The sequence below is a fragment of the Nonomuraea polychroma genome, assembly GCF_004011505.1.
GTDB lineage: Bacteria > Actinomycetota > Actinomycetes > Streptosporangiales > Streptosporangiaceae > Nonomuraea > Nonomuraea polychroma.
Genome location: NZ_SAUN01000001.1, coordinates 1,855,959 through 1,877,682 on the forward strand (window position 1 = coordinate 1,855,959; position 21,724 = coordinate 1,877,682).

Sequence of the window (21,724 nt, forward strand, 5' to 3'; positions counted from 1 at the left end):
CCCCAGGGACTTGCCTCGGTTATACGGCGTCGTACAAGGGGATGATCTCGCCGCTGTCCTTGGCCAGCACTGTCCGCACGTGCCAGCCGATGGCCGCCGCGTAGCGGCCGACCAGTTCCATGGTGGCCACATCGCCGCGCTCGATCTGCGAGACTCGGCCCTTGGTGACACCCATGCGTTCGGCTACCTCCGCCTGTGTCAGCCCCTCCCGCTTGCGCTGCTCGGCAAGCCGGTGGCCGACCACGTAGGCGTCGATTTCACGACGCGCCTGCGCCCGCTCCTCCGGCGTGAACTGGGCCGCGACCGCTTCCCGGTCCCACTTGCTGTGTCCGCTCACCGCTGCCCCTCTTCCGCTTCCCGTTCCTTCAAATACTGCTCGTAGCGCGCTTCCGCCCAGGGAATCCACTCGCGATACCAGCCTGACCAGTTACCGGACTTGTCGCCGCCGATCAGCAAGATCGCCTCACGCCACGGGTCGAACGCGAACAGGATGCGGATCTCGCTGCGCCCCGACGACCCTGGCCGCAACTCCTTCAGGTTGGCTACCTGAGCGCCTTTCAGGGTATCTACTAGGGGGCGCCCCAGAGCTGGGCCGGTCTCGGCGAGTAGGTCGACGGCCTCGGTGATCCGGAGCTGACTGGCCCGGTCGAGACCCTGGAACCAGTCCCAGAGTTCGTCGGTCTTGTTGATCTCCCACGCCACCCTTGAAGTATAGCTTTTCCTATACGTATCAGGGTAGCCAAAGCCTCGATAACGCGCCAGATCCAACCGTCGGAATGTGAAAGGCCCGGCACCCTCTTCGGGTCCGGGCCTTTTTCGATCAGATCGGATCAGACGTCGTAGTAGAGCTCGAACTCGTGCGGGTGCGGACGCAGACGGATCGGGTCCACCTCGTTCTCCCGCTTGTACGAGATCCACGTCTCGATCAGGTCAGGCGTGAACACGCCGCCCTCGAGCAGGTAGTCGTGGTCCTCCTCCAGCGCGTTGAGCACGTCGGTGAGCGAGCCGGGCACCTGCGGGATGTTGCGGGCCTCCTCGGGCGGAAGCTCGTAGAGGTCCTTGTCGACCGGCTCCGGCGGCTCGATCTTGTTGCGGATGCCGTCGATGCCCGCCATCAGCATGGCCGAGAACGCGAAGTACGGGTTGCACGACGGGTCCGGCACGCGGAACTCGATGCGCTTGGCCTTCGGGTTGGAGCCGGTGATCGGGATGCGGACGCAGGCCGACCGGTTGCGCTGCGAGTAGACCAGGTTGACCGGCGCCTCGTAGCCCGGCACCAGACGGTGGTAGGAGTTGACCGTCGGGTTGGTGAAGGCCAGCAGCGACGGGGCGTGCTTGAGCAGGCCGCCGATGTAGTAGCGGGCCGTGTCCGACAGACCGGCGTAGCCGACCTCGTCGTAGAAGAGCGGCGAGCCGTCCTTCCACAGCGACTGGTGGCAGTGCATGCCCGAGCCGTTGTCGCCGAAGATCGGCTTCGGCATGAACGTCACCGTGTGGCCGTACTCGAGGGCCGTGCTCTTGATGACGTACTTGTAGAGCATCAGGTTGTCGGCGGTCTTGAGCAGCGTGCCGAACTTGAAGTCGATCTCCGCCTGACCGGCGGTGCCGACCTCGTGGTGCTGCATCTCGACATCGATGCCGCACTCGATGAGGTTGCGCACCATCTCCGAGCGCAGGTCGGTGAAGTGGTCCATCGGCGGGACCGGGAAGTAGCCGCCCTTGTAGCGCGGCTTGTAGCCGAGGTTGCCGCCCTCGGTCGCCTTACCGGTGTTCCAGGCGCCCTCGATGGAGTCGATGTAGTAATAGCCGGCGTTCTGCTTCGTCTCGAAGCGCACGTCGTCGAAGATGTAGAACTCGGCTTCGGGACCGAAGTAGACCGTGTCGGCGATGCCCGTGCCCTTGAGGAATTCCTCCGCCTTGCGCGCCACGTTACGCGGGTCGCGGCTGTAGGCCTCACCGGTCAGCGGGTCGTGCACGAAGAAGTTGATGTTGAGCGTCTTGTGCTGGCGGAACGGGTCCACCACGGCACTCGACGGGTCGGGCAGCAGAAGCATGTCCGACTCGTGGATCGCTTGGAAGCCGCGGATCGACGAGCCGTCGAACATGAGCCCGTCGGTGAAGACGCTTCCGCTGAAGTTCTCTACCGGGAAGGTGAAGTGATGCGTCGTCCCCGGCAGGTCGGTGAACCTGACATCGACGAACTGCACCCCTTCGTCACTGATGAACTTCAGGACGTCGTCGGCGGAGTTGAACACTCTCGAACCTCCCTGGGGACTGGCCATCATGCCGACGCTAGGGCGTGGCGGTTTCCAGATGGTGTCTCGATTGTTTCGCACGTGTTACGCAGCGTCAGGTGGGCTGAGCCGCCTGGCAGTCGGCGTCGGTCTCCGGCGTGTCGAGTTCGTAGGGGTCGACGGGCGTGCCGGTGACCGGCGATTCGTCCGGGGGCGAATCGCGGTAGACCGGGTGAATGTAGCCGTCCTCGACATCGCAGCGGGCCGGTGTCGGGCTCGCGCCGAAGCGCTCCAGCCAGAGGAACGGCAGACCCGGGGCGCGCTGCAGTCGCACCTCGCCGGTGGCGTGCGCGACGAGCCGGATCGTGGTCTGCGGCTGCCCGGGCCGGTGCACCGCGTACACGATCAGATGGTTCAGCTTCACCGTGACCCCGCGCACGCCGCCGTCCTTGAACGTGCCGAGCGTGACGCGCCCCTTCACCTTGATCACGTCGGTGGCGAGTTCGGCGGTTCCGGGCGCGAAGCTGTTCACGAGGTGGCGGGTGGAGGCGTCGGCGTCGTCCAGACCGTCGCGGAACCAGTCGCGCTGCTCATCGGCGAGCAGTTTCGCGAAGGCGTCCGGCTTGCCACCCAGGAGCGTCTTCCTGTCCAGGTAGGCCGCCGCCAGCAGCTCGCGCGTGCGCTCCAGGCCCTTGGCCACGTCCTTCTTCGACAGCCCGCCGAGCGCCTTGGCCTCGGGCATGACGAAACCGTCCACGCCCTCCGGCCAGTCCTCCGCCGGGGACCCCGCGAACGGCCCCGCCGGCTCCTCTTCCGCTGTCTTCTCGGGCTCCTCGGGCAGGGGAGCGGCTGCCACAGGGATGGTCTCCGCCGGTATCGCGCCTGAGGGGGTCAGCAGGTCGGGGCGGAGGGTGACGACCACGCCCGCGGCCGCGATCAGCGCCGTGATCGTGGCCATCGTCAGCCAGGCCCGCCCTATGCGGGGCCGGGGCCCGGCTAAGTGATCGGTCCGGCCGTCCGACAGGCGGTCGGCGTGGCCGGGCGTGCGTCCTGATCGGCTCCGGCGCCCCGTTCTGGCCCCCTTCTTGGCGGCGGTCCGCATCCTGCGCCGCTCCTCGGCGTCGATCTGCGCGACCAGCTCGTTGAAACGCTCATCAAGGTCATCCCCGTGTGGCATGGCGTACATCGTGGCCGCTCCAAGACGCGGTTGGGTCACAATGCCGACCGCCGTGCCGGGCGGATACCGTTGAGGGCATGAGCAGCAAGGAGCCTCGGTGGACGCAGACGTGGCTCGGCGGGGTCCGGGCCGCCGGCGTCGATCTCGGATACCCCGGGCAGCGCCTGGGCCTGCCCGAAGAGGGCAGCGGGTCGATCGCGGGGTGGGGCCGCAGGATCGGCGCGCTCGTCATCGACTGGGTGATTTGCACGTGGGCGGTCGTGCAGCTGCTGCTGCGGATGAATCCGGCCGAGTCGCCGTGGGCGCCCATGGCCGTGTTCGCCGTGCAATACCTGATCCTGGTCGGGTTCATGGGGCAGACGTTCGGGCACCGGCTGATGGGCATCAGGGTCGCCGCGATGGACGGTGGGATTCCCCGCTGGCTGCCTGTGCTGGTCCGCACCGTGCTGCTGTGCCTGGTGGTGCCCGCACTGATCTTCGACCGCGACCAGCGCGGCGTGCACGACCGCGCCTCCAACACCATGGTCGTACGGATGTGACCGATCAACCGGCGCGTCGGTGAGCCGAAGGAGCTCCTCCACGCTGTGGCGCTGAGTTTCCGGAGCAGCTGGCTGAGTTTCCAGAGCAGCTGAAGGCGCTAGGCTCGGGAGCAGCTGAAGATCACCGTGCCCGGGATGTGGCGGCCGCGGAGCGGGCTCCAGCCGCCCCACACCCGCTCGTGCCCCTCCGGCCACTCCGGCTCCAGCAGCCCCGTGATCGTCAGGCCGGAGGCCACCAGCAGGTTCACCCAGTCGGCCAGCGTCCGGTGGTGCTCGACGTACGTGACCGCGCCCCGTTCGTCGCGTTCCTCATAGGGCGACCGGTCGAAGTAGGACCGGTCGGAGGTCAGCCCACGCGGCCCCGGGTCGTCGGGGAACGCCCACCGGATCGGATGGCTCACCGAGAACACGAACCGGCCGCCCGGCCTGAGCACCCTGCGTACCTCGCCGAACACGGCGAGCGGGTCGGCCACGAACGGCAACGCCCCGAACGCCGAGCACGCCAGATCGAAGGTGGCGCCGGCGAACGGCAGCGACTCGGCGTCTGCCTGCACCACCGGCACGTGCAGCCCCGTCTCCAGATCGATGCGCTGAGCATGGCGCAGCTGCCGGTGCGACAGGTCGAACGCCGCCACCTCGGCCCCCTGCGTCACCAGCCAGCGCGCGCACTGCGCCGCACCGCAGCCGATCTCCAGCACGCGCCGCCCGCGCACCTCGCCGAGAAGATGCGCCTCGGCCTCGTCCACCCCTTCCGGACACCACACGAACCCGGTGTCACGCAGGAAGCCGCCGTGCTCGACCTGGTAGTCGTCGGCGTTGCCGTCCCACCAGCCCCGATTGGCCCGCGACGAAACGGACAGCACTAGCGCATCTTCGGGCCGCGCGGGATGCGGGCACCCTTGGGCATCGGGCCCTTGGGCAGCGGCATGTTGCGCGGCAGCGAACGCAGGCGGTCCTTGACCTCGTTGACGGCGGGCTTCTTCAGGTTGCGGGGCAGCTTCATGAGGTGGCGCTGCAGCTTGCCGAGCGGCACCTGCCCCTCGCCGTCACCGCACTGGATGTCGTAGATCTCGATGCCCAGTGCGATCCGCGCGACCCGCTTCTTCTCGGCCGCCAGCATCTTCGCCACCCTGTTGCCCGGTCCCTCGGACACCAGCACGACACCCGGGTGACCGACCACGAGATGCACCAGGTCCTGGTCGCGGTTGACCGCGATGGCCGGGGTGACCTGCCAGTTGCCGCGCATGCCCTGCAACACCGCGGCCGCGGCGCCGGTCTGCCCGTGCAGGATCGAGTATTGCGCCCTCTGCGCGAGCTGGCCGAACACCACGAGGCCGACGGTGATCGCGGCCAGGATGCCGATGAAGATCGAATACCACAAATAGTCCGTGACCAGGCCGATCACGACGACCACCGCCAGCGTGCCCACCGCCGAGAGGAAAACGGTCGGCATCCCCTTGGGGTTGGCCTGCTTGATGATCTGCGCGATCATGCGGAGCTGCTTGATGCGCCCCGGCTTCTCTGGGTCCTCGGACTTTGCCATGCTCAGAAGGATACAAACCAAGTGGAGCAGTATGGAAAACGCGCCCCGGCCGTTTTCAGATCTTCACCTGGACCGAAAGCCGGGGGTCGGCCACGGAACGCGCCGCCTCGATCGTGTGCTCGCCCGCGACCGTGCGCCACCCGTCCTCCCACACCTGGAAGGCGCGCTCGGGCAGGAAGACCGTGGTGATCACCGTCTGCCCCGGCTCGGCCTCGACCACGTCGAACCCGGCCAGCCGCCGCTCGGCCCCGTCGGCCACGTAGAGCTGCACGACCTCGCGGCCCGGGCGATCGCCCGTGTTGGTGACGGCCACGGTGACGCTGGTGCCCTCGGCGGCGATGGAGTCGTAGGACCAGGTCGTGTAGCCCAGGCCGTGCCCGAACCAGAACGCCGGCTCCTTCCCCGACCGCTGCCAGGCCCGGTATCCGATGAGCACGCCCTCCTCGTACGCCACCGCCCCGTCCACGGGCGTCACGCCGGCCACGGGAGCGTCCTGCAGACGGCGTGGCCACGTCGTCGGCAGCCGCCCGCCCGGCTCGGCGTCCCCGAAAAGCACGTCCGCCAGCGCCGCCCCCGCCTCCTGCCCCGGGAACCAGGTGAGCAGCACCGCAGCCACCTCCTCCGCCCACGGCATCTCGACCGGCGAGCCCGTGTTGACCACGACCACCGTGCGCGGGTTGGCCGCGGCCACCGCGCGGATCAGCTCGTCCTGCCGCCCCGGCAGCCTGAGGTCCGTACGGTCGAAGCCCTCGCTCTCCACCTCCGGCGTGGTCCCGGCCACGACCACCGCCACGTCACACTCCGCCGCCACCCGCACCGCCTCGGCCAGCAGCGCTTCCTCCCCGGGGCTCGGGTCGGCGTGGCCGAGCGTGAAGGACACGACCGTCATGCCGCCGAACGTCCCCGTGGGGTGCGTCACAGTCACCTCGTACGGCTCGCCCGCCGTCATCGGCACGCTCACCCGCCGCTCCGGCGGAGACAGGAACGCCGCGGCCGGGTCGCCGACCGGCGGCTCGACGGTGTCGTCGAAGACGGTCTCGCCGTTCACGGTGACGGTGAAGGCGCCCGCACCGGTGACCGACAGCTGGTGCTCACCCGACAGCCCCGGCGTGTACGTGGTCACCAGCCGGACCGCCTTGAGCCGGTCGCCGTCCACGTCCGGCGGCAGCTGGCCGATCCAGCGTGCCTCGCCGCCGGCCAGCGGGTGCTCGGCCAGCACGCCGCCCTTCTCGTCCAGGAACAGAGCCCGGCTGGGGGAGGAGATCGCCGCCAGGCGGACCCGGGGGTCGGTGCCGATCGCGTACCGGACGTCGGTGCGCTCGGCCAGGCCCTCCAGAGGTGAGATGATCCGGTCGGGGAAGACCTGGGCGCTGCCGCCGCCCATGACGCGCGCCTCGTTCGCGGCCGCGCCGATCACGGCGATCGCCGGAGCGCCTTGGAGCGGCAGGACGCCGTCGTTGGTGAGCAGCGTGAACGCGCGTGCGGCGACCTCACGCGCCAGCGCCACACCATCGATCACCTCGCCATCCGTCCCTGTGCCCGCAACGGCGCCTGTGCCCGCATCCGCCCATTCGCCGCCGCCTGCGCCCGCCTGACCGGTCCTGCCGGATTCGCCCTGCGGAGCGCTGGTGGGCTGGGTGGCCGGCGCATGCAGGGCGCCGACGCGGGCGGCCAGGCGCAGGATGCGGCGGATCCGGTCATCGATGACGGCCTCGGGCACCCGCCCTTCCCGCACCGCCGTCACCAGCTTCTCGCCCCACGGCCCGTACGGCCCCGGCATGGCCACATCGGTCCCGCCCATGGCGGCCGCCTCGGTGGACCGCACCGCCGTCCAGTCGGACACGACGAACCCGTCGAACCCCCACTCGCCCTTCAACACCCCGTTGACCAGCTCCGCGTTCTCGGTCATGGTCGTGCCGTTGACCGAGTTGTACGCCGTCATGACGCCCCAGGCGCCCGCCCGCACCACCCGCTCGAAGGGCGCCAAGTACACCTCTCGCAACGCCTTCTCGTCCACCCGCACGTCCACGGTGAACCGGTCGGTCTCGAAGTCGTTGGCCACGAAGTGCTTGGGCGTGGTGGCCACCCCGCCCTCCTGCACGCCTTCGACGTACGCCGCGCCGACCTCACCCGTCAGATACGGATCCTCGGAGAAACACTCGAAATGCCGCCCGCCGAGCGGCGAGCGGTGCAGGTTGAGCGTGGGGGCGAGCAGCACGTGCACCCCCTTGCGCCCGGACTCCTGAGCGAGCAGCCGCCCGGCCCGCCTGACCAGGTCGAGGTCCCAGGTCGCGGCGAGCGCGGTCGGGCTCGGCAGCGCGATCGACGGGTCGCCGGAGCTCCACTGCTCGCCCCGTACGCCGATGGGGCCGTCGCTCATCACGAGCCGGTCCAGGCCGATCTCGGGAACGGGCGGGAGCGACCACATGTCCGCCCCGGTGAGCAGCCGGATCTTGGTGGTGAGGTCCAGGCGGGCGATCAGTTCGTCGAAGTCCACCCGCCCAGTTTTCCCCAGCAAACCGACCACTCGATAGGTTTGTTACCTTAGAGTTACCTAAAGCGCGAAGAACTCCAGCAACTCAGGCACCAGCGCCTCGACGGCGACGTCGTGCGTCTGGTCCTCCAGCACGCGGTGAGCCGCGCCCGGCACCGCCGCCGCTACCGCCGCGCCCGCGTTCCGCATCCATCCGGGGCTGTCCTCGCCGTTGAGCACGAGCGCCGGCCGCCTGATCGCCGCGATCCGCCCAGCGGGCAGCGCGTTGCCCGGACCCAGCACGGCGGCCTCGTACGCCAGCGTGTGCGCCACCGCCTCCGCCTGCTCCCAGAACGGCTGCCCCCGCATCGCGGCCACCGCCTCGGCCGGCACCTCGGCCGCCTCCACCAGGAACCGCTCGACGACCTCCGCCCGCCTGCCCGCCTCCACCAGCGCGGCCAGTTGCGCCGCGAAGTCGCCGGGGAGCGTGGGCGCGCTGTCGTCCACGTGGTACGGCGGCTCCCACAACGCCAGCTTGGAGATGCCCGGCAGCCGCAGGGCGGCCTCCAGAGCCAGCGCCGCCCCGGAGGAGCCGCCGAACACCATGGCGGACCCGCCGGCCGCCGCCATGACGGCGGCCAGATCCTCGACCTCCCGCTCGACCGCGTACGGCGCCGTGTCCCCGCTGTCGCCGCGGCCCCTGCGGTCGTAGGAGCAGACCGTGAACCACGGCGCCAGCGCGGCCGCCACACCGGCCAGCGTCGGGTGCGCCCGCTCCATCATGGCCCCGGCGACCAGGATCACCGCCGGGCCCGAGCCGCAGGTGTCGAACACGATCGGAGTGCCGTCGGCGGAGATCGCCTTACCGCTCACGACGCGGGCTGAACCAGGCACAGCGCCTCCCAGTGGTGGCCGTCCAGGTCGGCGAAGCCGCGCTGGTACCTGAAACCGCCCTCGTGCTTGACGCCCGCCGGGGTCGCGCCGGCCGCCAGAGCCTTGTCCACGAGCTCGTCCACTTGCTGCGGGTTCTCCATCCCGAGCACCAGGATCGCCTCGGTGGCCGTGGCGGCGTCGGCGACGTCCTTGGCGATGAACGAGGCGAACACCGGCTCGGTCAGCAACATCACCTGAGTCTCCTCACTGATGACCACCGACGCCATGCCCTCGGCCATGCCGAAGATCGTGAAGCCGAGCCCGGTGAAGAACTCCTTCGACTTGTCCAGGTCCTTGACCGGCAGGTTGACGAAGAGCTGCATGTTCCTGATCCCTTCCCGCGATCGGTTGATGCCTACAGTCTGCTGACGAAGGGGGTCACCGGTCTTGGATCTGGGTGCCAGGCGAATTGACGTTCAGCGCACCATGTTCGCGCGGCGGTATTCGGCGGGCGGCATCCCGTACGCGCGCCGGAACAGCCTGCTGAAGTGCGCGGAGTCCGGCAGCCCGTAGCGGGCCGCGATGGCGCTCACCGGCTCGTCGCCGCCCCTGGCCAGCTCGGTGCGGCAGCGCTCCAGCCGCCGCTGCCTGATCCAGGCGGCCACCGTCGTGTTCTCCGTCTCGAACAGCCGGTGCAGGTAACGCACGGAGATGTGGTGGGCGGCCGCGATCATGCCCGGGTCCAGGTCGATCTCACCCAGGCGCTGCTCGATGAAGGCGTGCACGTGCAGCAGCAGCGTCCGCTGCCGCGTGTCGGCCGGCAGCGACCGCGTCAGCTCCAAACGCTCGGCGACCGCGGTGCTGACCAGGTCCGTCACCACGGCCGACAACCGGGTCGCGCTGGCCGGGGCGTACGTGTCGTGGTCCGTGGCCACCCGGCGCAACAGCGGCACGGCCAGCGCGCCGGCGCCCGAGTCGGCGCTGATGGGCAGCGCGGTGAGCTGGGCCACCGAGCCCGCGGGCAGGGCGAGCACGTCATGCGGGAAGCTGAACACGGCCAGCTGCACCGCGCTGTCGTAGGCCAGCTCGTACGGCCTGGTGAAGTCATAGATCGCGAACTCGCCGCGGCTGAGCTGCGTGTACCGGTCGTCCTGCGCCAGGCGTGGGCTGCCCGACAGGGCCAGCACCACCCGGTAGAGGTCGGGGTTGTCGCGGTGGATCAGCCCGGCGGTGCGGTGCACGCTGTGCGGGGTGGACGTGCGTATCCGGCCGACGCCCACGGGGCCGAGCCGGCCCATCTCGATCTCGCCCCGCAGCGGCGCGTCGGGATCGATGCGTAAGTCGAGAGGGCCGAGCGTGTCGCACACGACGCTCCGCCAGGCGTCGTGGCGCCGCTTGGCCGGCAGGTCACTGGTGCGGATGAGTACGGCCATACCCCGTCGCCCTCCGTCGGCTGCCCCGCCATCGTAACCGGGCACGCGCATGAAGGAGCCCCGGGCGCGTCGCCCGAGGCTCTCCTCAGTCGGGCTCAAGCGGTCTGGCGAGCCTCGATGGCCTGCTTGTAGAGCTTGCCCGCCCGGTAGGAGGAGCGGACCAGCGGCCCGGACAGGACGCCGGCGAACCCGATCGCCTCGGCCTCGGCCTGCAACTCGACGAACTCCTCCGGCTTCACCCACCGCTCCACCGGGTGGTGGCGGGGCGTCGGCCGCAGGTATTGCGTGATCGTCAGCAGGTCGGTGCCGGCCGCGTGCAGGTCGCGCATGGCCTCGACGACCTCCTCGCGGGTCTCGCCCATGCCCAGGATCAGGTTGGACTTGGTGACCAGCCCGGCCTCGCGGGCCATCGTGATCACGCTGAGCGAGCGGTCGTAGCGGAACGCGGGACGGATGCGCTTGAAGATCCGCGGCACCGTCTCCACGTTGTGCGCGAACACCTCCGGCTTGCTGGAGAAGACCTCCTCCAGCTGGTCACGGTTGCCGTTGAAGTCGGGCACCAGCAGCTCGACGCCGCAGCCGGGCAGCAGGGCGTGGATCTGGCGGGCGGTCTCCGCGTAGAGCCAGGCCCCGCCGTCGGGCAGGTCGTCGCGGGCGACGCCGGTCACGGTCGCGTACTTCAGGCCCATCTGCTCGACGGACTCGGCGACCCGGCGCGGCTCGTCGCGGTCATACTCCTTCGGCTTGCCCGTGTCGATCTGGCAGAAGTCGCAGCGGCGCGTGCACTGGTCACCGCCGATGAGGAAGGTCGCCTCGCGGTCTTCCCAGCACTCGTAGATATTGGGACAGCCCGCCTCTTCACAGACCGTGTGCAGGCCCTCGCGGCGCACGAGCGATTTCAGCTCGGTGTATTCGGGGCCCGTCTTGAGCTTGGTCTTGATCCACGGGGGCTTGCGCTCGATAGGGGTTTCGGCGTTGCGCACCTCCAGGCGGAGGAGCTTGCGGCCTTCAGGAGCAACGGTCACCTCCTCAGCTTACGTCTCCCCGTGAGCCGGCCCGGTCCAGGGTCACGTGATGAGGCCGAAGCCGCGGATCGCGTAGTGCGCCTGCAGCTCCTCGTCGATCCGCTCCGCCAGTTCCGCCAGCTCGTGCTGCCGCTGTTAGATGCCGATCCGGTTACCGGCGGAGAAGGTCCTCTTCGTGCAGCTCGAACGATTCCATGCCGAGGGACTCGGCCAGCCGCTTCTCCGCGATCGGCAGGACCTCCTCGACCACGATGCGCCGGCCGGTCTCCGCCGACAACGAGGAGACGCCCACGTCGGGCAGGCCGCACGGCGCGATGCGGTTGAACCAGCGAGGGTCGTTGGCGCAGTTGAGAGCGAAGCCGTGCATGGTGACCCCGCGCGAGACCCGGATGCCGATCGCGCCGAGCTGGCGATCCGGCAGACCCAGACTCGCATCGCCGATCGCCCAGACGCCGCCCCTGCCGGGCACCCGCCGCGCCGTGACGCCGAAGTCGGCGCACACCTGGATCATCGTCTCCTCGAGGCGGCAGGCGTAGGTGATCACGTCCGTGACGCCGCCGATGATCGGATAGGCGACGAGCTGCCCGGGACCGTGCCAGGTGAGCCGCCCGCCCCGGTCGACGTCGATGACCGGGGTGCCGTCCGCCGGCCGCTCGTGCGGGGCCGTGCGCTTGCCCGCGGTGTAGACAGGCGCGTGCTCGAGGATCAGGACGGTGTCCGGCAACTCGCCGGCCACGCGCTTGCCGTGCACCCAGCGCTGCAGCGACCAGGCCTGCTCGTAGGGGACGTCGACGCCGAGACGGACGATGGCCAGTGCGTGGGGATCGTCCCCGTGGGTGCGAGCTCCGGGGCGCATGAGCCTATTGTGCCGTTCCCTCACCCTTGAAGGGTAATTCAGGGTGTGAGGAGACGAGGCTCGATCCTGAACTCCTTGACCCCGCCGTCCCCGTCGTGCTCCAGCCGGTAGGCGGCGCCGCCCGGCTCGACGGACACCGCCTGGATGAACTCGGTGCCCACGTAATGGAGGCCGACGCCCTCGTCGGCGGCGTACCCGCCGGGCAGCTCGCCGGCGGCCACCGACTCCTGCAGCAGTGCGCGCCGCTGCGGGTCGGAGTCGTAGTGCACGCCGCAGGAGTAGGGCAGCAGCGCGAGCCCGTCGGACCACGGCCGCAGCTCGGGGCCGAAGGAGTCGGTGTTGCCGCCCACGTGCCAGCACAGGGCGCCGGCGCTCTGCCCCGTGAGCACGACCCCGGCCCGCCACGCCTCCTCGAACGCCTCGTCCAGTCCGTGCAGCCGCCACAACGCCATGAGGTTGGCCACGCTGCCGCCGCTCACGTAGATCATGTCCTGCTCAAGGATCCACGCCTTGGGATCGGGGACGTTGGGCATCGGGAACACCGTCAGATGGCTCACCTCGACGTCCCAGCCCGCGAACGCGCCGTACATCTTCAGCAGCCAGTCCGCCGCGTCCCCCGTGGCGGTGGCGAGCAGGCCGAGCTTCGGGCGGTCCTGGCCGGTCAGGTCGAGCCCATAGCGCAGGAGGCTGCTCGCCTCCATGAAGCTGTAGCGCGGGCTCGGCCGGAAGGAGCCGCCTCCGATCGCGAGGATGTGCGACTGTCCTGACCGGATCATGTCAAAGGTCTCCTACCTGAAGGAAAGGGTGAACGGGCCCTAGAGTACGGCGCTCAGCGCCTCGTCGAGGCTGGTATGGGCGAAGCTGTAGCCGTTGTCGACCAGTTTGCATGGCAGCACGCGGTGGCTGGGCAGCAGGCCCGCGCGCGCGAACTCGCCCAGCCCGATGGACAGCGCGAACGACGGGACGGGCAGCGGCATCATGCTCCTGCCCAGGGCTTTTGCCACCGCACGGGTGAACGCGGCGTTGGTGACGGGCGAGGGTGAGGTGAAATTGACCGGCCCGGACACGTCCCGATTTGTCAGGACATGTCGTGCGGCCTCGACCCAGTCGTGCAGGGAGATCCACGACCAGTATTGCTTGCCCGACCCCAGCGGCGCTCCCAGCCCCATCTTGAAGATCGGCAGCATCCGGCCCAGCGCTCCGCCCCGCCGGCTGAGCACCAGCCCGCTGCGTGCCTGCACGGTTCTGATGCCCGCCTCCTCGGCACGCCGCGCCTCGGCCTCCCACTGCTCGCACAGATCCGCCAGGAACCCCGTGCCCTTGCCCTGGCCCTCGTCGATCTCCCGGTCCCCGGTGTCGCCGTAGAAGTCCACTCCGGAGGCGGACAGGAGCACCTCGGGCGGCTCGGACAGCCGGCGCAGCGCGTCCACCAGCACCCTGGTGCCCTGCACGCGGCTGCTGACGAGCTCACGCTTGTACGCCGCGCTCCACCGCTTGTCGCCGATCGACGCCCCGGCCAGATGCACGACGGCCTCCGCGCCGTCCAGCGCGGCCAGATCGATCGCCTGCTCGGCGGGCTGCCAGTAGGCCTCGTCCGGGCTCCTGGGCTCCCGGCGCACCAGCCTGACGACGTCACGTCCCTCCGCCCGCAGCGCCGCCACCAGCGCCGTGCCGAGCAACCCCGACGCTCCGGTCACGATGATCGCCATACGCTCACACTACGCGGCCCACGCGCGGACGCGCCGCAGGGACCACGTCGCCCGCCTCGGCCCGAACACCTCGCCCGCCGCCCCGGAGCCGCCCCGCCGGCCACGTCCCCTCATCCGCGGCCCCCGACCGGCAACCCGCCGTACAGCGAATGCCGCGCTCGGGCCGACGGCCGGGCCGCCTGCGCGCGGTGTGTGCGGCGGTGGGGCCGGTGGCCGCGGGCGCTTGTCAGCAGACGAAAGAGGCCGGGCGGAAACCCGCCCGGCCTTCTCCGTCGAACCCCTTACGCGAGCCCGAGCTGGGCCTCGAAGCGGCCTTCCTCGAGCCGGCGCTTCACCGTCGTCAGGAAGCGCGCCGCGTCCGCGCCGTCCACCAGACGGTGGTCGTAGGTCAGCGCCAGGTAGACCATCGACCGCACCGCGATGACCTCGCCCTCAGGCGTGTCGACCACCACGGGCCGCTTCACGACGGCGCCGGTGCCCAGCATGCCGACCTGCGGCTGGTTGAGGATCGGCGTGTCGAACAGCGCGCCCCGGCTGCCGGTGTTGGTCAGCGTGAACGTGCCGCCGGTGAGCTCGTCGGGCGTCACCTGGTTGTTGCGGGTGCGCTCGGCGACGTCGGTGATCTTGCGGGCGAGACCGGCCAGGTTGAGGTCGCCGGCGTTCTTGACGACCGCCGCCAGCAGGCCGCGCTCGGTGTCCACCGCGATGCCGAGGTTCTCGACGTCGAAGTAAGTGACCTCGTTGGTCTCGTTGTTGATCGTGGCGTTGAGCTTCGGGTGCTGCTTGAGCGCCTCGACCGCGGCCATCGCGAAGAACGGGGTGAAGGTCAGCTTCACGCCCTCGCGGCGGAAGAAGTCGTCCTTCGCCTTCGCCCGCAGCCGCGCGATCTTGGTGACGTCCACCTCGACGACCGTCGTGAGCTGCGCGGCGGTCTGCAGCGACTCGACCATGCGCTTGGCGATGGTCTGCCGCAGCCGCGACATCTTCTCCGTACGGCCGCGCAGCGTGGTGTCGACCTCCACCGGCTCGGGCGCCGCGGCGGCCGGGGCCTGCGCGGCCGGAGCCGGGGCGGCGGCGGCCGGAGCGGGCTGAGCGGCGGCGGGCGCCGGAGCGGCCTGGGCCGCGGCGGCCTTGTCGCGCTGGGCCTTGGCCGCCTCGAGCACGTCCTGCTTGCGGATGCGGCCGCCCACGCCGGTGCCGTTGATCGCGTCGAGATCGACGCCGTGCTCGTTGGCGAGCTTGCGCACGAGCGGCGTGACGTACGGGCTCTCGCCCGAGGGCAGCGGGGTCGGCTCGGCGACCGGCTGCGCCGGGGGAGCGGCCTGGGGAGCGGGCGCAGGCGCGGGCGCCGGGGCGGGCGGCGGCGTCGGCTGCGCGGGGGCGGGCTGCGGGATCGAGGAGACCGGCGCAGCGGGCGCCGGGGCGGGCTCCGGCTCGGGCTCGGGCTGCGGGGCGGGCTCCTGAGCGGGGGCCGCAGCCTCCGGAGCGGGGGCGGCGGCGCCAGGCTGGGCGTTCTCGTCGATGACGGCGAGCTCGGCCCCGACCTCGACCGTCTCATCCTCCGCCACGACGATCTTGGTGAGCACGCCCGCGGACGGCGACGGGATCTCGGTGTCGACCTTGTCGGTGGACACTTCGAGGAGCGGCTCGTCAGCCTCGACGCGCTCGCCCTCCTTCTTCAGCCAACGGGTTACGGTGCCCTCGGTCACGCTCTCGCCGAGCTGGGGCATCTGTACGGAGACCGGCATCGTTATTCTTCTCTCGCGTTCTGATCTCGAGGGCTGGACTAGTTGTGTACGTGCAACGGCTTGCCGGCCAGGGCCAGCATCGCCTCACCCATGGCCTCGGACTGGGTCGGGTGTGCGTGGATGAGCTGGGCGACCTCTGCGGGCAGCGCCTCCCAGTTGTAGATCAGCTGGCCCTCGGTGACGAGCTCGCCGATGCGGCGGCCCACCATGTGGACACCGACGACGGGCCCGTCCTTCTGGGCGATGACCTTCACCGCGCCCGAGGTGCCGAGGATCTGGCTCTTGGGGTTTCCGGCGAGGTCGTAGACCTGCTCGACGATCTCGATGCCGCGCTCGGCCGCCTGCTTCGAGGTGATCCCCACCGAGGCGACCTCGGGGTCGGAGTAGGTGATGCGTGGCACGCCCGCGTAGTCGATGGGCGGCGGGTTGAGTCCGGCGATGTGCTCGGCCACCATGATCCCCTCGGCGAAGCCGGCGTGGGCCAGCTGCAGGGTCGGGATCAGGTCGCCGATGGCGTAGACGCCCGGCACGGAGGTGCGGCAGTGCTCGTCGACCACGACGGCGCCGCGCTCGATGGCGATGCCCTGCTCCTCGAAGCCCATGCCCGAGGAGACCGCGCCGCGGCCGACGGCGACCAGCAGCAGCTCGGCGTCGAGGGTCTTGCCGCTGGCGAGCGTGACGACGACGCCCGTCTCGGTGGTCTTGGCGCTGTCGAAGAAGACGCCCAGCTCGTATTTGATGCCGCGGCGGCGGAAGGCCCGCTCCAGCAGCTTGGAGCTGGACTCCTCCTCGGTCGGAAGCAAGTGCGGCAGCGCCTCGACGATCGTGACCTCGGCGCCGAACGAGCGGTAGACGCTGGCCAGCTCGACGCCGATCACGCCGCCGCCCAGCACGATCACCGAGGTGGGCACGCGGTCCATCTTCAGCGTGTGCTCGCTGGTGATGACGCGCTCGCCGTCGATCTCCAGGCCGGGCAGCGACTTGGGCGCCGAGCCGGTGGCCAGCACGATGTTGCGGCCCTCGTAGACGTCCTGGCCCACCTGGATCCTGTTGGCGCCGACCAGCCGGCCCTCGCCTTCGACGATCGTCACGCCGGCGGACTTCAGCAGGCCCTGCACGCCCTTCCAGGCCCGCGTGACGATCTTGTCCTTGAACGCGTGCACGCCCTGCACGTCGATGCCGTCGAAGCGGGCCTTGACGCCGTACGCCTCGCTCTCGCGGGTCTCGTCCGCGACCTCGGCCGAGTGCAGCAGAGCCTTCGTGGGGATGCATCCCCTGTGGAGGCAGGTGCCGCCGATCTTGTCCTTTTCGATCAGAGCGACCGACTTGCCCAGCTCAGCCGCCCGAAGCGCGCAGGCGTAACCGCCGCTGCCGCCCCCTAGGACGACGATGTCATAGGCCACAGGAAGGCTCCTTGTCGGGGTGTTCGTGATGCCGCCATCTTTTCATTTGTTTCAGATGCTCGCGTGCCGCTCGGCCAGTCCGATGAGGGTACGGGTGACGGCTCCGGTCCCGCCCTTCGGGGTGTAGCCGTACGGCTCGCCCTTGTTGAAGGCGGGCCCGGCCATGTCGATGTGGGCCCAGCGCACCCCCTCGGGCACGAACTCCTTCAGGAAGATGCCCGCGGCCAGCATGCCGCCCCACCGCTCGGGATGGAGGTTGGCGATGTCGGCGATCGGCGAGTCCAAACCCTTGCGCAGCTCCTCCGGCAGCGGCATGCCCCAGGCGCCCTCGCCGGCCGCGCCCGCGGCCTCGACGACCAGCTCCCTGAGCGCGTCGTCGTTGGCCATGACGCCGGAGATGCGCCAGCCCAGCGAGACGATCTGCGCGCCGGTCAGCGTGGCCACGTCGACGATCACGTCGGGGTTGTCCTCGGCGGCCCGGGCGATGCCGTCCATGAGCACCAGCCGGCCCTCGGCGTCGGTGTCGAGCACCTCGACCGTCTTGCCGCTGTAGCTGTGGATGACGTCGGAGGGGCGCTGCGCGGTGCCGCTCGGCAGGTTTTCCGCCAGGCACAGGTAGCCGACGGCGTTGACCGGCAGGCCCAGCCTGGCGATGCCGATCAGGGCGCCGAGCACCGCGCCCGCGCCGCCCATGTCCGACTTCATCCAGTCCATCGCGTTGGACGGCTTGAGCGACAGGCCGCCCGAGTCGAACGTGATGCCCTTGCCGACGAAGGCGAGGGTCTTGCCGGCCTCCGGGTGGCTGTAGGAGAGGCGGACCAGGCGCGGCGGGTTGGCCGAGCCCTGGCCGACGCCGATGAGTCCGCCGTAGCCCCCGTCCTTGAGCTCCTTCTCGTCGAGCACCTCGACGCTCAGCCCGACCTTGTCGCCCGCCTCCTCGGCGATCTCGGCGAACTTGGCCGGCCACAGGTCCGAAGGCGGCGTGTTGACCAGGTCGCGGACCAGCGCGACGGACTCGGCCAGCACGCCCGCGCGCTCGGCGAGGGCCTCGGGCTGCCCGGAGAGCACGGTCAGCTCGGCCACCGGCGGCTTCTGCTCGCCGTTCGTGCGGTAACGCGAGAAGGAGTAGGCGCCGAGCAGGCCGCCGAGCGCGACCGCCTCGGCCTCCTCGGGGGAGCCGGCGGGCAGGGCGAGCGCGGCGCGCGACGTGCCGGCGAGCGACCGTACGGCGGCGCCGGCCGCGCGGCGCAGCCCCTCGGCGTCGTAGGAGTCGCCGAGGCCGACCGCGACCAGCAGCGGGGCGGCGATGGCGCCGAACGTGGGCAGCTTGGCCAGCTCCCCGGCCTTCCCGGAGAAGGCCACCGCGCCGAGCGACGCGGCCAGCTTGCCGCCGAAGGCCGCGTCCAAGGACTCGGCGCCCGGGGCAGGTCTGAGACCTTCCTCGCTCTTCGTGAATCCGACGATCAAGGCGTCGGTGTCCAGGGAGACGGGATCTGCTGAGTTCAGCCGCACAGTGGTCACGTAAACCGATGCTATCCAGGGTTTCTGCGTACTCACAAACAGGGGTTCATCCTACAAATACTCGGTCGCGATTTCTGAGACATGGTGCTAGTGTCATTAGCACCATGCTGCTGACGCTCGATCTCAACGACGTGCGCCCCCTGCACGAGCAGGTGGCCGGCGCGATCCGGCGCGCGATAGGGGATGGCTCCTATGCGCCGGGTGACCGCCTGCCGCCCGCCCGCGACCTGGCCCAGGCGCTCGGCATCAACCCCAACACCGTGCTGCGGGCGCTGCGCGACCTGCGGGACGAAGGGCTCCTGGAGTTCCGGCGCGGGCGCGGCGTCAGCGTCGCCGGCCACGCCGACGGCCGCGCCCTGCTCGTGCAGCAGGCGCGCGAGCTGCTGGAAGAGGCCAGGAGACACGGATACGGCCGCGACGACCTCATCGCCATCTTGGAGGAGCTTCCATGAACGCCCGAGTAGCCGCCCTCGCGTGGGGCCTGCTCGTCCTCGTCGCCCAGGCGCTGCTGCCCCTGACCGTGCGGGACCGGTTGCCCGATCCGCTGGCCACGCACTGGGGGCCGGGACCCGACGGCTCGATGTCGTTCACCGCGTACGTGGCGATGGTGGTGCTGGTCTGGGCGGTGCCGTGGCTCGGCGTGCTCGCGGCGCAGCGGGCCCTGGCTCACCGGCCGGGCCGGATGCTCTGGTGGGGCGTGCTGTTCGGCATGGGGGTGCTCGCGCTCGGCATGAACGCCACCACTTTGCTGGCCAACCTGGACGCGCCCGACTGGGGAGCGGCGCGGCTGCCCGGCTGGGCCGTCCTCGCGGTCATCAGCGCTTCGGGAGCCGCCGCCGTCGCGGCGGGTTACCTGCGCAGGGGAGCGCCCGACGAGCCGGTGCCCGTCGCCGTGCGTCCGCCGCTCCTGCGGCTCAGGGCCGGCCAGCGGACCGTCTGGGTCAGCCGCGTCGGCAACCCGTGGCTGACCCTGATCACTGCCGTGGGGGCGGCTGCCCTCGCCGTGCTGGCCGCGCTCTGGCTCATGGGTGTCGTGCCGGGCGGGTCGGCAATGCCGATCGTGGTCGGGCTCGCCATCGTGCTGGTGACCGGGGTTCTGACCTCGTCGGTCTCCGTACGGGCCGGGGACGACCGGGTCGTCGTGCAGTTCGGGCTGCTGGGCCGGCCGGTGCTCAGAATCCCGCTCTCCAAGATCGCATCGGCCTGGGCGGAGGAGCGCCAACCGGGCCAAGTCGGCGGATGGGGCATCCGCGGCCTGCCCGGAAGTGCCACCATCATGCTGCGCGGCGGCGAATGCCTGGTGCTCGGCTACCGGACGGGAGGGCGACTGGCGATCAGCATCGACGACGCCGCGCGCGGCGCCTCCCTCATCAACGCCCTCATCGCGGAACGGGTGGACTCATGAAAAGACCCCTGCTCATCTTCATCGTCCTGGCCTTCGGGCTGTCCTGGGCGGCGGTGCTGCCCGTCTGGCTCGACGGCCGCGGGCTCGGCTCGCCGCTGCTGCTCGGGCTGGCCACGCTGATGATGTTCACCCCCACCGCGGGAGTGCTCGGGGTGTGGGCGGTCACGCGCACGCCGTTCAAGGAGTGGGCCAGGCAGACCGGCCTGACGCTCGGCGAGCGGAAGGGACGCACGGTCGCGCTCGTTCTCGCCACGTGGTTCGGCGTCCCGCTGCTGATCTTCCTCGCGATCGGGCTCAGCGCCGCGGTCGGTCTGATGTCGCTGGACCTCGGCGGGCTCAGCGGGCTCCGGGCCGCGCTGGAGGCGCGGGGCGCGCCGGTGCCCGCCGACCTCGGCTCGGTCGTCGCGATCCAGATCGCGCTGGGCGTGCTCGCCGGTCCCGCGCTGAACGCCATCCCGGCGCTGGGGGAGGAGTGGGGCTGGCGCGGCTGGCTGCTGCCTCGCCTCGTCTCCGGGAACGGCGTCCTCGCCGGGCTGCTGTTCTCCGGCGCCGTGTGGGGCGTCTGGCACGCGCCCCTCACGCTGCTCGGCTACAACTACCCGCGGCTCGGGTCGTGGGCCGCGCTGTTCTTCATCGGGTTCTGCGTGCTCGCGGGGGTGCTGTTCGGGTGGTTGCGGCTGCGGACGGGGAGCGTGTGGCCCGCCGTCGTGGGGCACGGCTCGCTGAACGCGGTGGCTCCGGCCGTCCTGGTCCTCGGCGACGCCGCCGCCCCGCCGAACGAGGTCCTGGTCGGACTGACGGGGCTCGTAGGGTGGGTGCTGCTCGCGGTGGTCTGCGTGGCTCTGCTCCGCTTCTTCCCGGTACGCCCGCCGCAACCGGCTGCCGAGCCCGAGCCCGAACCCGCCGCATAGCCGGCCCCGAGCCTGCCGCTCAGCCGAGCAGCGCGCAGGCCACCAGCGTGGCGGCCGTGGCCGTCTCCACCAGCGCGCCGAGGACGTCGCCGGTGATGCCGCCGAGTCGCCGCCTGGCGCGCCGGAGCAGCAGCAGGGCGGCCGCCAGCCCGGTGAGCAGGCCGAGCGGCAGCGCCAGGAAGGCGGGCAGCCACGCGGTCGCCTCCCGGGCCCAGGACGCGGGCCCGCCGTCCCAGACGTGGCGGTCGATGGACAGGCCGAAGGCGGCGGAGGCGAGCAGGGCGGCCAGGGTGGCGAGCCACGGCGCGGAAGGGCGTACCGTGCCGGCGACCGTCGCCCCCAGCCCCTCCGGGCGGGCGGCGGGGACGCTCGCCCGGCAGGCCCACGTCAGCGCCAGCCGACCGGCCACGCACGCCGTCACCAGGGCCGCGAACCCGGCCTCCGCCAGTGCCGCCACCTGGACGAGCAGCGTGAACACCAGAGCCATCACACCGAACGGCCCGATGTCCGACTTTTTCATGATGTCGAGCGCCTGATCGGCAGGCTTGCCGCTGCCCAGCCCGTCCGCCAGATCGGCCAGCCCGTCCAGGTGCAGGCCCCGGGTCAGCACGGCCAGCAGCCCGACCGCGAGCGCCGCGCCCAGCAACGCGGGCGCGGGCAGACCCAGAGGCAACGCGGCGACCAAGCCGAGCACCAGCCCGACGGCCGGCGCCAGTGTCATCGCCTGCCCCGCGACCCGCCGGTCCACGTGCTCGACGCGTACGGGGAAGACGCTGAGCGTCCCGATCGCGAACCGCAGCCCGTGCCAGAGGCCCCAACTAACAAGAAACCTGCTCATAAGAACGCCGCCCCACTCTTGTGCCTGGTCCAGACC

At 70.8% G+C, this 21,724-nt stretch carries 22 protein-coding genes; 4 read left to right on the forward strand and 18 right to left on the reverse strand.

The window, feature by feature from the left end:
- Nucleotides 1-19: 19 nt before the first annotated feature.
- The 4 genes from EDD27_RS08140 to EDD27_RS08155 all read right to left on the reverse strand — a co-directional run bounded on the left by EDD27_RS08140 (nt 20) and on the right by EDD27_RS08155 (nt 3,411).
- Nucleotides 20-337 (reverse strand): helix-turn-helix domain-containing protein, encoded by a 318-nt coding sequence (locus EDD27_RS08140; RefSeq protein WP_127931825.1) that lies wholly within the window; start codon nt 335-337, stop codon nt 20-22.
- Nucleotides 334-702, reverse strand: coding sequence for a type II toxin-antitoxin system RelE/ParE family toxin (locus EDD27_RS08145; RefSeq protein WP_127931826.1), 369 nt, complete (start codon nt 700-702; stop codon nt 334-336). Before EDD27_RS08145 ends, EDD27_RS08140 begins: the two co-directional genes overlap by 4 nt.
- A gap of 128 nt (nt 703-830) precedes the next feature.
- Nucleotides 831-2,255, reverse strand: a complete 1,425-nt coding sequence (gene glnA, locus EDD27_RS08150; protein WP_127931827.1) for a type I glutamate--ammonia ligase — start codon at nt 2,253-2,255, stop codon at nt 831-833.
- 94 nt (nt 2,256-2,349) lie between these two features.
- Entirely contained in the window at nt 2,350-3,411 is a 1,062-nt protein-coding gene (locus EDD27_RS08155) for a hypothetical protein (protein WP_127931828.1), read from the reverse strand.
- A gap of 77 nt (nt 3,412-3,488) precedes the next feature.
- On the opposite strand from EDD27_RS08155, the gene EDD27_RS08160 reads away from it, so the two are divergent.
- Nucleotides 3,489-3,950: an RDD family protein gene (locus EDD27_RS08160; protein ID WP_127931829.1), complete on the forward strand. Its 462-nt coding sequence runs from the start codon at nt 3,489-3,491 to the stop codon at nt 3,948-3,950.
- Between the two features lie 98 nt (nt 3,951-4,048).
- On the opposite strand, the gene EDD27_RS08165 is transcribed toward EDD27_RS08160, so the two are convergent.
- The 13 genes from EDD27_RS08165 to EDD27_RS08225 all read right to left on the reverse strand — a co-directional run bounded on the left by EDD27_RS08165 (nt 4,049) and on the right by EDD27_RS08225 (nt 18,534).
- A complete protein-coding gene (locus EDD27_RS08165) occupies nt 4,049-4,813 on the reverse strand; it encodes a class I SAM-dependent methyltransferase (protein ID WP_127931830.1) in 765 nt (254 codons plus the stop codon).
- The gene (locus EDD27_RS08170) at nt 4,813-5,493 is read right to left on the reverse strand and encodes a DUF4191 domain-containing protein (protein WP_127931831.1); all 681 of its coding nucleotides are present in this window, start codon (nt 5,491-5,493) and stop codon (nt 4,813-4,815) included. Before EDD27_RS08170 ends, EDD27_RS08165 begins: the two co-directional genes overlap by 1 nt.
- A 55-nt stretch (nt 5,494-5,548) precedes the next feature.
- Nucleotides 5,549-7,990, reverse strand: coding sequence for a glycoside hydrolase family 3 protein (locus EDD27_RS08175; RefSeq protein WP_127931832.1), 2,442 nt, complete (start codon nt 7,988-7,990; stop codon nt 5,549-5,551).
- 57 nt (nt 7,991-8,047) lie between these two features.
- Nucleotides 8,048-8,860, reverse strand: coding sequence for an alpha/beta fold hydrolase (locus tag EDD27_RS08180; RefSeq protein ID WP_127931833.1), 813 nt, complete (start codon nt 8,858-8,860; stop codon nt 8,048-8,050).
- On the reverse strand, nt 8,836-9,222 hold the full coding sequence (locus EDD27_RS08185; RefSeq protein WP_127931834.1) for a VOC family protein: 387 nt from the start codon (nt 9,220-9,222) through the stop codon (nt 8,836-8,838). The genes EDD27_RS08180 and EDD27_RS08185 overlap by 25 nt, the downstream gene beginning before the upstream one ends.
- Nucleotides 9,223-9,315: 93 nt before the next feature.
- Complete coding sequence (locus EDD27_RS08190) at nt 9,316-10,272, reverse strand: AraC-like ligand-binding domain-containing protein (RefSeq protein WP_164903537.1); 957 nt, start codon at nt 10,270-10,272, stop codon at nt 9,316-9,318.
- Between the two features lie 95 nt (nt 10,273-10,367).
- Complete coding sequence (gene lipA, locus EDD27_RS08195) at nt 10,368-11,297, reverse strand: lipoyl synthase (protein WP_127931836.1); 930 nt, start codon at nt 11,295-11,297, stop codon at nt 10,368-10,370.
- A gap of 151 nt (nt 11,298-11,448) precedes the next feature.
- Entirely contained in the window at nt 11,449-12,153 is a 705-nt protein-coding gene (lipB, locus tag EDD27_RS08200) for a lipoyl(octanoyl) transferase LipB (protein ID WP_127931837.1), read from the reverse strand.
- A 38-nt stretch (nt 12,154-12,191) separates the two neighbouring features.
- Nucleotides 12,192-12,929: a Type 1 glutamine amidotransferase-like domain-containing protein gene (locus EDD27_RS08205; protein ID WP_127931838.1), complete on the reverse strand. Its 738-nt coding sequence runs from the start codon at nt 12,927-12,929 to the stop codon at nt 12,192-12,194.
- A 39-nt stretch (nt 12,930-12,968) separates the two neighbouring features.
- Entirely contained in the window at nt 12,969-13,862 is an 894-nt protein-coding gene (locus EDD27_RS08210; RefSeq protein ID WP_127931839.1) for a TIGR01777 family oxidoreductase, read from the reverse strand.
- A 281-nt stretch (nt 13,863-14,143) separates the two neighbouring features.
- A complete protein-coding gene (gene sucB / locus EDD27_RS08215) occupies nt 14,144-15,610 on the reverse strand; it encodes a 2-oxoglutarate dehydrogenase, E2 component, dihydrolipoamide succinyltransferase (RefSeq protein ID WP_127931840.1) in 1,467 nt (488 codons plus the stop codon).
- A gap of 38 nt (nt 15,611-15,648) precedes the next feature.
- Nucleotides 15,649-17,013, reverse strand: a complete 1,365-nt coding sequence (gene lpdA, locus EDD27_RS08220; protein WP_127931841.1) for a dihydrolipoyl dehydrogenase — start codon at nt 17,011-17,013, stop codon at nt 15,649-15,651.
- A 51-nt stretch (nt 17,014-17,064) separates the two neighbouring features.
- On the reverse strand, nt 17,065-18,534 hold the full coding sequence (locus EDD27_RS08225) for a leucyl aminopeptidase (RefSeq protein ID WP_127931842.1): 1,470 nt from the start codon (nt 18,532-18,534) through the stop codon (nt 17,065-17,067).
- A 104-nt stretch (nt 18,535-18,638) separates the two neighbouring features.
- Here EDD27_RS08225 and EDD27_RS08230 point away from each other — a divergent pair, with 104 nt between their 5' ends.
- From EDD27_RS08230 to EDD27_RS08240, 3 genes are read left to right on the forward strand one after another with little or no spacing between them, the layout of a single operon-like run.
- Nucleotides 18,639-18,986 (forward strand): GntR family transcriptional regulator, encoded by a 348-nt coding sequence (locus EDD27_RS08230; protein WP_127931843.1) that lies wholly within the window; start codon nt 18,639-18,641, stop codon nt 18,984-18,986.
- Nucleotides 18,983-19,939 carry a DUF1648 domain-containing protein gene (locus EDD27_RS08235; RefSeq protein ID WP_127931844.1) on the forward strand — a complete coding sequence of 319 codons (957 nt, stop codon included), beginning with the start codon at nt 18,983-18,985 and terminating at the stop codon, nt 19,937-19,939. Before EDD27_RS08230 ends, EDD27_RS08235 begins: the two co-directional genes overlap by 4 nt.
- Nucleotides 19,936-20,850, forward strand: coding sequence for a CPBP family intramembrane glutamic endopeptidase (locus tag EDD27_RS08240; RefSeq protein WP_127931845.1), 915 nt, complete (start codon nt 19,936-19,938; stop codon nt 20,848-20,850). The genes EDD27_RS08235 and EDD27_RS08240 overlap by 4 nt, the downstream gene beginning before the upstream one ends.
- A 19-nt stretch (nt 20,851-20,869) precedes the next feature.
- On the opposite strand, the gene EDD27_RS08245 is transcribed toward EDD27_RS08240, so the two are convergent.
- Entirely contained in the window at nt 20,870-21,688 is an 819-nt protein-coding gene (locus tag EDD27_RS08245) for an adenosylcobinamide-GDP ribazoletransferase (protein WP_127931846.1), read from the reverse strand.
- Nucleotides 21,689-21,724 lie beyond the last annotated feature (36 nt).